The sequence below is a fragment of the Labilibacter marinus genome (genome assembly GCF_001659685.2).
In the GTDB taxonomy this organism is placed as follows: Bacteria; Bacteroidota; Bacteroidia; order Bacteroidales; family Marinilabiliaceae; genus Saccharicrinis; species Saccharicrinis marinus.
The window spans coordinates 144,711-159,417 of sequence record NZ_LXYE02000010.1 but is presented as its reverse complement, the minus strand read 5'-3'; the positions used below and the strand labels follow the sequence as shown (position 1 = coordinate 159,417).

General features: G+C 35.8%; 11 protein-coding genes. 7 read left to right on the top strand and 4 right to left on the bottom strand.

The genetic code is table 11. The annotated features are described in order from the left end of the window. Positions 1 to 92: 92 nt before the first annotated feature. The 3 genes from A8L32_RS04935 to A8L32_RS04925 form a co-directional block, all read right to left on the bottom strand. A complete protein-coding gene (locus A8L32_RS04935) occupies positions 93 to 611 on the bottom strand; it encodes an NUDIX hydrolase (RefSeq protein WP_066628306.1) in 519 nt (172 codons plus the stop codon). A gap of 77 nt (positions 612 to 688) precedes the next feature. Then, positions 689 to 1,588, bottom strand: a complete 900-nt coding sequence (locus A8L32_RS04930) for a nucleotidyltransferase family protein (protein ID WP_066628304.1) — start codon at positions 1,586 to 1,588, stop codon at positions 689 to 691. An 89-nt stretch (positions 1,589 to 1,677) separates the two neighbouring features. Further along, on the bottom strand, positions 1,678 to 2,655 hold the full coding sequence (locus A8L32_RS04925; RefSeq protein ID WP_066628402.1) for an N-acetylmuramoyl-L-alanine amidase family protein: 978 nt from the start codon (positions 2,653 to 2,655) through the stop codon (positions 1,678 to 1,680). Between the two features lie 205 nt (positions 2,656 to 2,860). Here A8L32_RS04925 and A8L32_RS04920 point away from each other — a divergent pair, with 205 nt between their 5' ends. The 4 genes from A8L32_RS04920 to nth all read left to right on the top strand — a co-directional run bounded on the left by A8L32_RS04920 (position 2,861) and on the right by nth (position 7,454). Continuing rightward, positions 2,861 to 3,520 (top strand): metal-dependent transcriptional regulator, encoded by a 660-nt coding sequence (locus tag A8L32_RS04920; protein ID WP_066628301.1) that lies wholly within the window; start codon positions 2,861 to 2,863, stop codon positions 3,518 to 3,520. Positions 3,521 to 3,533: 13 nt separating this feature from the next. Continuing rightward, the gene (zupT, locus tag A8L32_RS04915) at positions 3,534 to 4,358 is read left to right on the top strand and encodes a zinc transporter ZupT (RefSeq protein WP_066628298.1); all 825 of its coding nucleotides are present in this window, start codon (positions 3,534 to 3,536) and stop codon (positions 4,356 to 4,358) included. 36 nt (positions 4,359 to 4,394) lie between these two features. Then, complete coding sequence (locus tag A8L32_RS04910; RefSeq protein WP_066628295.1) at positions 4,395 to 6,722, top strand: TonB-dependent receptor; 2,328 nt, start codon at positions 4,395 to 4,397, stop codon at positions 6,720 to 6,722. A gap of 81 nt (positions 6,723 to 6,803) precedes the next feature. Beyond that, on the top strand, positions 6,804 to 7,454 hold the full coding sequence (gene nth, locus A8L32_RS04905) for an endonuclease III (RefSeq protein ID WP_066628292.1): 651 nt from the start codon (positions 6,804 to 6,806) through the stop codon (positions 7,452 to 7,454). A 60-nt stretch (positions 7,455 to 7,514) separates the two neighbouring features. Here the strand turns inward: nth and A8L32_RS04900 are convergent, their stop codons facing one another. Beyond that, positions 7,515 to 8,408: a M48 family metallopeptidase gene (locus A8L32_RS04900; RefSeq protein WP_066628290.1), complete on the bottom strand. Its 894-nt coding sequence runs from the start codon at positions 8,406 to 8,408 to the stop codon at positions 7,515 to 7,517. Positions 8,409 to 8,599: 191 nt separating this feature from the next. On the opposite strand from A8L32_RS04900, the gene A8L32_RS04895 reads away from it, so the two are divergent. From A8L32_RS04895 to A8L32_RS04885, 3 genes are all read left to right on the top strand, one after another. After that, the gene (locus A8L32_RS04895; protein ID WP_066628288.1) at positions 8,600 to 10,633 is read left to right on the top strand and encodes a BNR-4 repeat-containing protein; all 2,034 of its coding nucleotides are present in this window, start codon (positions 8,600 to 8,602) and stop codon (positions 10,631 to 10,633) included. Positions 10,634 to 10,802: 169 nt separating this feature from the next. Further along, the gene (locus A8L32_RS04890; protein WP_066628286.1) at positions 10,803 to 12,635 is read left to right on the top strand and encodes a DUF3857 domain-containing transglutaminase family protein; all 1,833 of its coding nucleotides are present in this window, start codon (positions 10,803 to 10,805) and stop codon (positions 12,633 to 12,635) included. A gap of 11 nt (positions 12,636 to 12,646) precedes the next feature. Beyond that, a complete protein-coding gene (locus A8L32_RS04885) occupies positions 12,647 to 14,602 on the top strand; it encodes a DUF3857 domain-containing protein (RefSeq protein ID WP_066628283.1) in 1,956 nt (651 codons plus the stop codon). Positions 14,603 to 14,707: the final 105 nt, after the last annotated feature.

Here is a 14,707-nt window from a genome sequence, read left to right as displayed (position 1 = left end):
CTAAAAAAACATCAGTTTATTAACAAATCAACAGTATAAAGGTTGAATTTTTTGAAGATTATCTTTTTAAGAGAAAAATGACAACAAATTATTTACAATTGCCAGTGCGCCTTAATAATCTTTTTGATAGAGTCGGCACAAACTAAATTCCAATCTAAATTATCTTTATTCACGAATTTAACATCTGAAATATCGTCTTGTATTTTCATATTCTCCCAACCTTTTACGCGACATCTAAATGCTAAATCGCAGGTATAAACCGTGTAGCCAGAGAAGATGTATTCGTTAGGAAAGGAAACCAAAAAATCTATTTTTTCCACATCTAGATTGAGCTCTTCTTTTATTTCTCGATACAAGGCATGCTCTGCCGATTCGTTAGGATCAACAAAACCTCCAGGTAAATCTAACATGCCTTTGTTAGGATCAAAGGCACGCACACTCAGCAAAAGTTCTCCCTTTTCATTCTCGATTAATGCAGCCACAGCAGCAGCTCCATTAATAAAGAAATGAAACCCACAATCCGCACATTTAAATGAACGCTCTCCTTCAAACTCAAATTTAGATGAGCCACATTTAGGGCAATACTTAAGTACGTTTTGTGGTTTTGTCATTTCGCAGTTTATTAGTAAATGGTCATTAATCAATAGTTTTCACTAATGACTAATGACCTTATTTAAATGACTTATTACTATCCCCAAAGGTTTGAAGGATAAACTCCGTTATCAATTAATGTTTGTAGGCTTTTTTGAACGATAGGTTTGTCTTCTTGATAAGTAACCCCAAACCATTTTGCATCGCTCGAAAGTACTTTAGTTGTTGCTCTTCCTGCTTTAATCATTTTATCCACTAAAGCATTAAAATAAAATTCAGATTTCATTTCGCTTCCTTTTTCCTCCAAAAACGCTAAGAAACCCTCTTCTAATGCAGAGAAAAATGAATTTTTAAATGCCCAAAAGTTCATCGACACAGGCTCTTTACCAGTCAGCTCAATTGTTTCGTCTCCTTCGTAAAAAACAACTTTACCATCTAAATATCCAATTTTTGTGCGCTCAACAATATCTACCAAGTTATCATTAACATCAGTATCACATACACCTCTAGATACTGTTCCATGCTCCGACAATGTATTATCTAATGCATAACCAACCATGGCATACTCAGTATCAGAAGTACTTTGACCAACAAAATCAACCACTGCCAGATAAGCTTCACGACCATAAAAATCATCGGCATTAATAATGGCAAACGGTCCTGTTATAGCTTCTTTAGCCATTAACATAGCATGCCCAGTACCCCATGGCTTCTCTCTACCTTCTGGAATTGAAAAACCTTCTGGTAATTTATCTAATTCTTGGTATACATATTCCACTTCAATTTTACCTGCCAATTTAGGGTCGAATCTTTCTTTAAACTGATCGGCAAAAGAATGACGAATGACAAAAACCACCTTCTCGAACCCTGCTTGAATGGCATCGTAAACTGAATAATCAATGATTGATTCGCCATTGGGTCCTAAAGTATCCAATTGCTTTAATCCTCCGTAACGACTTCCCATTCCTGCTGCGAGTACTAATAATGTTGGCTTCATGCTATTATAGTTTTATTATTTCGGTTATTATTTATTTATCAAAGATAAACACAGATATAAAAACACACCTGACCATTTATCAAATTTTATTATTTATTTGCTTTAAAATCATTCAACAAACCTTCGTACATCCAATTAGCTAATGCTTGCCGATTGTTTTCCAGTATAAAACGTTGCTGATCTCGATAATTTCGGATATTACCTAACTCAACAAATACAGCCGTTGGGTAAGTTTTTCGGAGCAGGTATAAATTTCTACTATTTATAACACCAGAATAACCACGCGAAGGTTGATGTTGGCCATATTTGGTATCAAATACATTTAATATAGCCTCAGCCGTTTTTTTACCCGAATTACTCTTAGGGGCATGATAAAAGAAAACATCGATAGCTTTTCCTTTACTTCTTGAATCTACATGAATAACAACGCAACGCTGAAAAGCAGGCTTATTTTTAATGTATTGACGATTGACCTCTTCGGTTCGCTGCTTCAAACGATTAATCTGCTTTAAAGGAATTTCTTTACCATTACAGGTCTCATCTTTATCCATTGCTAAATAAGAAGCATCTCGAATTCCATCATTCTTATCTTCAATAATCATATTCACCTTAGCTCCATTTTCCTGAAGCTTTTTGGCTAAGCGTAATGTTATATCGTAAGCGTATTCATCCTCAGCCAAAGTCTTGTCACCATACTTTCCCAATGCTCCCGGATCTGGGCCTCCATGACCACTAACCAGATGAAATACAGCTCCACTTAAGTCATCCGAATCAGGTTTAAATTTAGCGCGTTCTTTTCCGTATAAGGGTTCATTTATATAAACATCAGCCGTTGGGATTTTATACTTAACGCCAATCAACAAACTATTATTTTTTCCTAAACGAGATTTATTTAATGCTAAAAACTGAGATTTAAGGTCATCTGATTGAACATCATTTCGCTTTAAAAATGCCCACAGACCTTCGCCATTTTTTGGGGTAGAGTATTTTACCGGAGCTATTTCCTGAGCTTCCGCCACCAGAAACATAAACCCCATTAACAGTATTAACAAACTTTTAATTGTCATTCCTTCACTTTTACATTCATCTGCAAATTGCACCTATCAATCAGTCAATGCATTTACGAGCACAAAAATAAACCTTTTTACAAACTATAAAAGCCTAGCTACAGGGAGTTTTCAGATAAATGCACATTTTATTTAGAATTAATCTAAAATTAATTTGATATTTTATTAAGCTTACTTAACTTTGCACCAAAGCAAACTAAATTAAATGAATTCAATTTCGGTAGAAAACTTTTTAAAAAACATTTTCACCCTACAAAATGACGAAGGAGAAAAAGCTTCCACCAGCATTATGTCGGCAAGGTTAGGCATTTCTGGACCCGCTATTACCGACATGGCCAAAAAGCTTTCAGCAAAAGGTTTGATTACCTATCAGCCCTATAAAGAATTGGAGCTTACAACCGAAGGAAAGGCCATAGCTATTAAAGTAATTAGAAGGCATCGCATTTGGGAAATGTTTTTACATCAGGTACTAAAAATGGACTTGAGTGAGGTTCACAATGAAGCGGAAATGCTAGAACACCAGACTTCGGACAACCTTTTGGAGAAGATGGATACCTTTTTAAACCATCCTAAGTTCGATCCACATGGAGACCCTATTCCACACGAAGATGGAACTATTCAGCGACATAAAAATGCTGTAAAAATGGAAGACCTAAAAGAAGGTGACAATTGTAAAATTGTACGTTTAATTTATTCAGACGAAGAGGTTCAGCAGCTTTTTAATCATTATAACATAGAAACCAACCTTAGTATTAAAATAATTAAGGTGTTTAAACTAGATAAATCGATGGATGTAGAATTAAATGAGCAAAGAATACATTTGCCTGCCGCCATTCAAAAACGAATTTTTTGCCAACACATTTAGAACCAATATAACAATGGAAGATATAGCATTTGAACAAGTACTTTGGGCATTTGGACTAACCTTATTTGCAGGTTTAGCTACTGGAATTGGTAGCGCAATGGCCTTTTTTGCAAAAAGAACCAACACCAAGTTTTTATCCATATCACTAGGTTTTTCAGCTGGGGTAATGATTTATGTTTCCTTTGTAGAGATATTTTTGAAAGCCAAAGACAGCTTAATAGAATCTTATGGAGAGGTGTCAGGCACGTGGATAACGGTTGCTTCATTTTTTGGAGGTATCGCTTTAATAGCCCTCATCGATAAATTTATCCCTTCGGCAGAGAATCCGCACGAACTGGAAAAAATTGAGGATATGACGGATGAAAATCGAAAAGCGGGGAAAAAGAAAAATTTGATGCGCATGGGTATGTTTACGGCATTGGCCATCGGCATACACAATTTCCCAGAAGGATTGGCCACTTTTACAGCAGCCCTAACTGATCCGAATTTAGGTATTGCCATTGCGGTTGCTATCGCTATTCACAACATCCCAGAAGGTATTGCTGTTTCCGTACCTATTTATTACGCTACTGGAAGTAGAAAAAAAGCCTTTAAACTTAGTTTTCTTTCGGGACTATCTGAACCAGTTGGTGCCTTAGTTGGTTATCTCATCTTAATGCCGTTTTTAACTCCTGCCATGTTTGGAATTATCTTTGCCGGCGTTGCGGGCATTATGGTTTTTATTAGTCTGGATGAGTTATTACCTGCTGCTCAGGAATACGGTGAACACCATCTATCCATTTACGGATTAGTTGCAGGAATGGCAGTAATGGCTATCAGTTTATTAATGTTTTTATAAAATAGCTCTAAGAGCCTAAAGTAGAAGACAAAAGAAATGAATAAATATATCATATCAATTATAATAGCCTGTTTTACCATCTCACTTTCTGCACAAGAATCGGATGCTAACATATTCGGAGATGTTCAGGCAGATGGAGAACACTTGCCCTTTGTAAGTATCTATATTAAAGGAACCAATAAAGGAACTGCTACAGACTTAAGTGGCCACTACATGTTAACCAACCTGGAGCCTGGCAAGCAGATTATTGTAGCTAATAGCGTTGGTTATAAACCTGTAGAAAAAGAAATTACTGTAATTGCAGGAAAAAGTATGGAAGTTAACTTCTCATTGCAAGAAGAAATAATGGCTATTGACGATATAGTTGTAACGGGTACCAAAACCTTTAAACGCAAAACAGATTCTCCAGTTATTGTAAACGTAATGGAAGGTAAAAAGCTTGAGATGATTCAGGCCAATACACTGTCCGAAGGTTTGGTTTTCCAGCCTGGAATACGCTTAGAAACGGATTGCCAAACGTGCAATTACACGCAATTAAGAATGAATGGATTAGGCGGCGGATATTCACAAATATTAATCAATAGTCGTCCCGTTTTTAGTCCGCTAACTGGTTTATATGGTTTGGAACAAATACCTACCAACATGATTGATCGCATTGAAGTAGTGCGCGGTGGAGCTTCGGCTTTGTATGGTGCAGGCGCCATTGGCGGAACAGTAAATGTAATCACAAAAACGCCAGATAGATCTTCTTTTGCTGTGAATACAAGTAATGGTATTATCAACGGAGATGCCAGCGACTTCCAGTTGAGTGCGAACACAAGTATGGTAACCGACCGTCGCAATGCCGGACTTTCGCTTTTTGCGTCTCATCGTAACAGGGATTCATACGATCATAATGAGGATGACTACAGCGAAATGGCTCATCTTAAAAATAACTCTTTTGGCTTAAATGCTTTTATCTTGCCTTCTCACAATCAAAAAATTGAGTTTAGTTTATCATCTATGTATGAGTACAGATATGGAGGAAACAAAGAAGATGGCCCTGCCTTTTTAGCCGACCAGAGTGAAGAAAGAACACATAATGTATTAATTGGAGGTATTGATTACAGCCTTAACTTCAACGATAATCTTTCGTCATTAGCTGTCTTTTTTGCTGGTCAAAATACCGACCGCGATCATTACACTGGTATCATGCCTGACGAAGATGATCAGCCCTCTTTCGATGAGCATTTCAAAAATCCGGCATACGGAATTACAGATAACCAAACTTACATTGGTGGTTTACAGATAAACCATATGCTAACCAACTTTATTACGGGCAAAAACAACCTCACATTTGGTACAGAATACAACTACGATTATGTGTTTGATGAGATTGAAAAATATGATTATTTGATTGATCAAACGACCAAAAACACAGGATACTACCTACAAAGTGACTGGGCAATAACGCGATCGTTTACACTATTAACAGGTGTTAGAGCCGATTATCACAATCTTGTTGATAATTTAATTTGGAGCCCAAGAGTATCTGCACTATACAAAAACGATTACTGGCAGGTTAGAGGTAGCTGGTCTACTGGTTTTAGACCACCGCAAGCATTTGATGCAGATATGCACATCGCTTTTGCAGGAGGTGAAATTCAAAAAATTCAATTAGCCGATGACTTGCAAGAAGAAAAATCACAAAGTTTGAGTGGATCCATCAACTATGACTACCCTAGCGAACATTTCATTTTTGGATTTACCGCAGAGGGTTTTTACACTCAATTAACCAATGCCTTTATTATTGAGGAAGCGGGTACAGATGATCAGGGCAATATGATTATGGAAAAAAGAAATGGCTCAGGCTCTACCGTGCAAGGAGCTACTTTTGAGTTTAGAGGAAATTACGATAGAAGAATTCAATTAGAAGCTGGCTTAACCATTCAAACTAGCCAATACGATGAAGAAGTATTTTGGTCTGAGAATTTAGAAGGAACAAAAGATTACTTGAGAACACCAGAGGAATATGGTTACTACACTTTAACCTACACGCCTCGTAGCGGATTTTCCGCCGCCCTATCTGGTGTATACACAGGATCTATGCTAGTGCCTCATTATGGTTTAGCAGGAGACCCTGGTACGCCTAAAATGGACGAACTATTTAAAACATCCTCATTTTTCGAGAACAATATTAAACTAGCTTATGAATTTAGTTGGTTAGAAAAAGGAGTTGGCTTTGAAATTTATGGTGGTCTGCAAAACATCTTCAATCAATATCAGGATGACTTTGATTCTGGAAAAAATAGAGATAGTGGATATATTTACGGTCCATCAAGACCTAGAACCGTATTTTTTGGAATTAAGCTAATGAGCCTATAAAAAAGGTAAAGAGTAAAGAATACTCAAATCATCAAACACTCGGTTACTCATTTTATCATAAAATCAAATTAACAATAAAAGATGACTAAAAAGGAACGTTTTGAAAAGATCATTGAATGGTTTCAGAAAAATATGCCCATTGCCGAAACAGAGCTAGATTACACCAATCCATATGAGCTTCTGGTGGCGGTAATTCTATCTGCTCAATGTACCGATAAAAGGGTCAATATGATTACTCCTGATTTATTCAAGCGTTACCCTTCGGCCAAAGAATTATCCGAAGCTGAACCTGGCGAAGTATTTGACTATATTCGTTCGTGTACTTATCCAAACAATAAAAGTAAACACTTAGTAGGCATGGCTAAAATGCTACTAGGCGATTTTAACAATATTGTTCCTGATGATATTAAAGAGTTGCAAAAACTTCCTGGCGTAGGTCGTAAAACAGCCAATGTAATTGCCAGTGTAGTTTACGAAAAACCCGCCATGGCAGTAGACACCCATGTTTTTCGTGTTTCAGATAGAATAGGATTAACTACCAACGCAAAAACACCTTTAGAAACCGAAAAGCAATTGGTTAAATATTTTCCTGAAGAGTTACTTCCTATTGCTCACCATTGGCTCATTTTACACGGTCGCTACGTTTGTATTGCACGCAGCCCTAAATGTGCAAAATGCGGGTTACAGGATAATTGTAAGTTTTATCAGAAAAGTTTAAAAGCAAAAAAATAAGCTCTGCGTTTTTCATGTCACAGAAAAACACAGAGCTTACTTCACAATATAACATTGAGGTTATTTAGGCAGATATTTACTATAATCCTCCATCTTTACATCTTCTTGAGGCTTCTCTTCGGTAGTTAGCATTTCCTCTTTAATAACTGGCTGAGGCGTTGAGAATGCTTTGAGTGCAACCATCTCCTCCGTTACCAATCGCGCTATTCTTCTAATTAACCTAGGATGCGTAGAAACCTTTTCAGCAAACCAAGTCCAAAAACCACCATCAGTTTCCTTTTGCTGAATAAATGCACTTACATCTACCTTTGGATATAGCTTTTTGCCCGAAGCCAACAACACCAATCCTGTAACAGCACCTTTGGGACATAAAACCGCACCTATATTATCGCAGGTATATTCACAAGCTCTAGAGTAAGCCTGACTTAGAAACGGTACAAACAATGCAGGAAATAGCCATATATCCTTTTGCATGTGTTTTCTCTTTATGTGCCCCAACTCATGGGCAATAACAAACTCTACACTTTCTAAATTATTTTCATAGGCTTCCTCCATTATATCTGCATAAAGCACCACATAATTACGTCCCATAAAACGAGCAGCAAAAGCGTTTAACAAACCACCAGCTTGCAGTAAATAAACATCTGGTACTTTCTTTAAGCCTAATTTACCCGATTGCGACTTAATGATATGGTAAATATCTGGAAACTGAGCTTCTGTTATTTTAACCGCATTACCACGCAAGTAACCAACAATCAATCCCATTCTAATCATTAATAACAGCATAATAACTAGCAAGTACCCAATAATGATTATCACCGCTTGGTTAACTTCAGCAATTCCTGTTTTCCAAATAAAAAAAGGAAAAGTGTACACAAACAAGCTAAATATAAGTTTTATAACAAAATAGAAAATCTCTTTAGGATGCACTTGGTAAGAAATAGATTCATTCATTTTATAAATTTTGACAGTAAATAAAAATCCCCTTTACGCAGCAAATATAATATTTTATACGTCTTGGTGATAGACGATTTAATGTCATAATCAAGGTATATATACTATACATTATTAAAACCTTTATTCTAACAACTGAATTTTCATACAATAAATTCATAAATTCTACATCTTTATAAACAACCCAAACCATGCTAAACAAAGCTTCTAAAATATTAGCCCTAATAACACTGCTCAGTTTATCCAAACATACCAATGCCCAAGAATACGTCAATGGATTTAAAGGTCTATGGTGCACCTTAGGGCAATATGGTCCATATGGGGATAAATATTCAGGAGGCTTGGGTACCTACACAGCCAAGCATTTGCCTTTAGCTGTATATTCAGAAAGTGCACAAAAAACTTTTTTCACCTACGGAGGGACCACAGGGTCAACTGATGATCATTTATTAATTATGCTTTCTTATTACGATCATGAAACAGAACAATTAGCACGCCCTGTAATTGTTTATGATAAAAAAGGCGTAACAGATCCGCATGACAATGCAGCTATACAATTAGATTCGGAAGGTTATATTTGGGTATTTATAAGCGGTAGATATTCTGCGCGTAATGGATATATCTTCAGAAGTGATCACCCACATGATATAAGTGGCTTTTCGGAGGTTTTAAACGAACCTTTTAATTATCCTCAACCTAAATACATCAATGGCAAAGGTTTTGTGCTACTGATGACCAACTATGGCAATGGTAGAGAATTATTTACCCAACGAAGTGCTGATGGCTACTCGTGGACCAGAGATAAAAAATTAGTCAACTTTGGCGGCCATTATCAAGTATCGGGTAATACAGATTCGAAAATTGGGTCTGCATTTAACTGGCACAAAGGCGGAGATGTAAACAACAGAACCAACCTATACTACATGCGCTCATTGGACTTAGGAGACAATTGGGAAACCATAGATGGTACGCCAATTTCGACTCCCATTACTCGCTCCTCCAATGCAGCATTAATAAAAGATTACGCAGCATTAAACTTAAAGGTATATTTAAAAGATTTTAGATACGATGAAAATGGCTACCCTGTAATACTTTACATCACCTCACCTAAATATGCAGCTGGCCCAAGTAACCCTAAACGTGAATGGCGTTTAGTTCGTTGGAATGGATCTGAATGGATATTTTCCAAAATAACCAATGCATATCACAATTACGATATGGGAAGTTTATATTTTGATGATGACGGAACATACAGAATTGTAGCTCCTACTGAACCAGGCCCGCAGGAATGGGGTACTGGAGGAGAAATAGCTATTTGGGAAAGCGACAACCAAGGTGCAAACTGGATAAGCTTAGGAACTATCACCGAGAACAGTGTTAGAAACCACACTTACGCCCGACGACCAGTTAATACAAATGCAGATTTTTATGCATTTTGGGCAGATGGAAATACGGATGCTTTCTCAAGATCATATTTATATTTTTCAAACAAGTATGGAGATGTTTACCAAATGCCTTATAGTTTTAGCGATGATTTCATCGATCCGATACCTTTCGGTGAAAAAGAGGAAATATACCCTCAAATTGTTAGCGAACTTGCTTCAACGCAAGGATACCCAGCCATAAAAGCAGTTGATGGTGCCATACACGATGAGTCGAGATGGGAAGCCAGAAGTTTTCCTAAATCGATTGTAATTGACTATGGGGAAGAAAAATCTTTTAACATGGCTAAACTTCAAACCACAAATAACCGCTCGTACAATTATACGGTTGCTTTATCAAACGACTTAAATTTTAATGACATAACAGTAGATAGAACTAACAATACGTCCACTATAAACCCATGCGTTGATAATTTTACCAGAACACTTGCCAGATATGCCAAGCTAACCATAAAGGGGCAAAACAATAGTACCGACCGATACATTAAAATTTCCGAATTTACTTTAAGAGACAGTGACACCAGCACCACAGGAAATCTACACAACCACCCTGCTTTACACGTGTTCCCGAACCCTGTAGTTCAGAATCTATTTTTTGTAGATGGTTTACTACCTCAGGATATCATTGAAATTTACACTAGCAACGGAGTAATGCTCTATAAGCTAGAGGCTACATCTAGCAAAGTCAGCATACCATGCGAAACTTTCCCGAATGGAGTTGTTCTAATTAATATTATTTCAGGAAATTCCAATCATTCCATAAAAGCCGTTATTAATAGATAAAAAAGAAGCACCGTCCTTTTGGGTTTAATATGCAACTACCGATAAAATAGTTCAATAAATATTGCCACATTCTAATTATAGCTTATTTATAAACTTTAAAAACACAAGTCAATCTGTCATTTACAAATACAGGTTTCCCTATAATTTTATATATTGGCAAAAAAAATAAATGCGCCTAACTACCTTAATTGTCTTTTTTATCTTACCTATCTGTGTCATTTCCCAGACAAACAATTGCGAAATAATTAGTTACGATACCAAAGTAGTTTTTAACGGCAATAAAGTAGAAGAAACCCTAAACTTCGAACTACAAATTAACAATGGTGCAGGAACTAAGTACGCAGAGATTTCTATTCCTTTTTCAAAAAACGACCAAGTTATAAACCTCAAGGCAGCTATTTACGATATTTTTGGAAACAAGATTAGAACCTTAAAAAAGAAAGACATTACTATTGAAACACCGTGGAGCAATATAAATTTTTATTCCGACAGAAGATTAAAATCATTTAAATTAATTCATTCCCAATATCCCTATATTCTTAAATATAGTTACACCAACATAACCAACGACTTTATTTCTTTGGCACATTGGAGTCCTATCTACTACAAAAAACTTAAAGTAAAACAAGCCACATTATCTGTCGAAATACCATCCAAAACTAATATACATTTATACCAACACTCTATTGATTCCGCAACAATCACTCAAATAGATAACAAAACTATTTACCAATGGGAAGTAAAGGATTATACTCCTTTAAATGAAGAAGCATTTTCGCCTACCTTTGAATCTTTAAATCCGTGTGTAATTATAATGCCCAAAGAGTTTCATTACGGAGTAGATGGAAGCAGCAACAGCTGGGCAGATTTTGGCAACTGGAAACATCGACTTATATCTAAGAAAGATATAATAACAGAGGAAGAAAAAAATAAGATTCACGCCCTTACTGATACTATTGCTAATGATTGGGGTAAAGTAAAGGCAGTCTATCATTACATTCAAGACAATACAAGGTACATTAATATTTCGGAAGATCTCGGCGGATTAACACCTCATCCAGCCAGTTATGTTTGCACCAATAAGTATGGCGATTGTAAAGCTCTGAGTAATTACACCATGAGCTTATTAAAAGAGATTGGCATTACGGCGTATTACACTACTGTTTACGCTGGAGTAAAACCTATTAAGGTAAAATCTGAAATCCCTACGCATCAGTCTAACCATATTATATTAAGTATTCCTTTAAGTAAGGACACAATTTGGCTGGAATGCACCAATAAAACAGAACCATTTAACTACCTAAGTGCTTATACACAAAACAGATTAGTGCTACCCAATAAAGAAACAGAAAGTCAATTGGTTAGAACGCCGACACATACGCTTGACGACGCTTTAGAAAACTATTCTACAACCGTGAATATGGATAAAGAATATCGTTTTAGCTCAATAGCACATATTAAAGGTTTAGCATACGATTCCTTTAAAGGCTTTGATACCGCACTTTCCGAAAAAGAAAAAAAATCGTACATCGATGGCATGGGTTTTTCTCATAAGGCAGATATACAAAGCTTTAATATAGAAAGGCCTCACAGAGATTCTGCCTTTTTACAACTTAAATTAGAAGGTACATCATCGCCATTGAGTGAAAAAATTGGCAGCAAACTTTTAGTTACTCCGTTTAGAGCAATTAACTATAAACTAACGCCTGTAGAAAAGCGAAAAACTGACATATGGGTATACTATCCTGTTAACAGATGCGATACTATCATTTATAGCTTTGATAAAAAAATTAATAACGTAAGTGGACTTACGCAAGAAGAAAATTCAAGTCCATATGGTCATTACAATCGCACATATACAATTAATGGTAACCAATTAATCGTCCACAGAACTTTTCAATTATATCAGAACGAATACGACTTTGGCGAATATGAAGATTTTTATGCCTTCATATCGCAATCATGTCAATTCGACCATCAAAAAATGATTATATCCTTTTAACCTAGATACATATGAACAAACCAACTTTATTAATTTTACTTGCTTGCTTATTTTTTAGTACCGAACCTAATGCTCAAAATGAAGATTCAGGAATAAACCTAAGCAAGTGCGACTTTGAGTCTGATGCTCCAGCTGTTATCATATTTGACAAAGGGCAAACCGACTTTTATCAAGATCAAGACGGATTCTACATTAATTTTCAGCGTACCAAAAGAGTAAAAATATTTAAAGAATCAGCCTTTGATCAGGCAGAAGTTTCTATTGACTTATATATTGGCGAAACCGATATGGAAAAGGTGTATGATATTAAAGCCGTTACATACAACTTAAATGGAAACAAAATTGAGACAACTCATTTAGACTCAAGACAAATATTTAAAGAACCAGTAAATGATTATTGGTATAGAAAAAAGTTTGCATTACCTAACATTAAAGAAGGCTGTGTAATAGAATATAGTTACACGATAAAAACACCTTTTTTCATGCATCTTCCCGATTGGGAGTTTCAATCGGACATTCCTACTATGTATAGTGAATACACGGTTAGCATGACACCTTTTTACTCGTATATGTACAGGGCTCAAGGATTTAGCAAGTTTGATGTTTATGAAAATAAGAAAAAGGGTAGTGATCGCAGCTTTATAGGAATGAACTTTAGAGATATGATGTACAAATTTGGAATGAAAAACATCAGTTCATTTAAAGATGAATCATATATTTCATCCAGAGAAGATTACATTAAAAAAATTGACTTTCAATTGTCCGAAATAAATTACCCAAGCGGATACTCTAAAAAGTATATGACTACATGGCCAGAGCTTTCGAAAAATTTACTTGAAAGCACCAACTTTGGCAGATACATTGATAAGTCGGAGAAGATAGGAAATAAGCAATTTGAACACCTACTTACTAAATCCGATCAAGAAAAAATAGATGCGGTGCTCGATTATATGAAATCGAACTACAAACCTAATGGTTACACCAACAAATGGGCATCTAAATCTATTAAAGAGTTTAATAAGGAAAAAACGGGTAACACGGCCAATATTAACCTGATGGCATTGGGCATACTTAGAGGTATTGGCATAGAGGCTGAACCAATAATCATTAGCACCCGAAACCACGGTAAAGTAAGCGACCGATTTCCTTTCTCCGACCTTTTTAACAATGTCATTATCATGGCCACCGTGGATGGTAAAAAGAAACTATTTGATGCAACCGATGGTTATTGTCCTAATAATATGCTACCAGCTATGTGCTATAACGGAAAGGGTTATTTGGTTAAAAAAGATAGTGAAACTTGGATACAAATAAAAAATCACAATCTATCTACCATTTCAACAACCATTAAGTATAGTCTCGACCCTGAAAACAATACCCTTTCTGGCTTTGGGGTTGTAAGAAACAGTGGTCATAAATCCATTCACGAAAGAAAAAAGTACAACAAAGATCCTGAGAAATTTAAACAATCGGTATTGGATAAAGGGCTAGCCTTAAAAAATGATTTAAGCGTAAAGGATGCTAATAACGAATCGAAAGTATTCCAATATAAATTTGACTTTGAGAGTAAAGTGGATAATATTGATGGACAAATTATCTTTTCACCATTCTTTAAATTTCCTGATCAAACAAACCCTTTTAAACAAGAAAAACGGGAATTGGCTATAGATTTGATTTATCCAACTGCGGAGAAATATACTGCGGAAATCGAGATTCCAGAAGGTTATAAGATAGAGCATCTGCCAGAACCTTATGCTAAGAATTCGGAAAATACGCAGATGGCATTTAAAGCTCATAAAACCACAGGTAATAAAATTCTTATCACGGCAACAATCTCATTAAAAAAGCCTGTTTATTCTGCTTCAGTTTACCCTGAATTAAAAAGGTTATTCAACAACGCCATTGAAAAACTAAATCAGAAAATTGTAATTGTAAAAGAAGATGTAGTAGCAATGCAATCACTATAATATCTAAAAAACAAAGGAGCTTCATTAAATAACGAAGCTCCTTTTACACAATTAACTAATTTTCGCCCCTTATTATAGGAACATTCTCAAAGTCGTAATAAATAA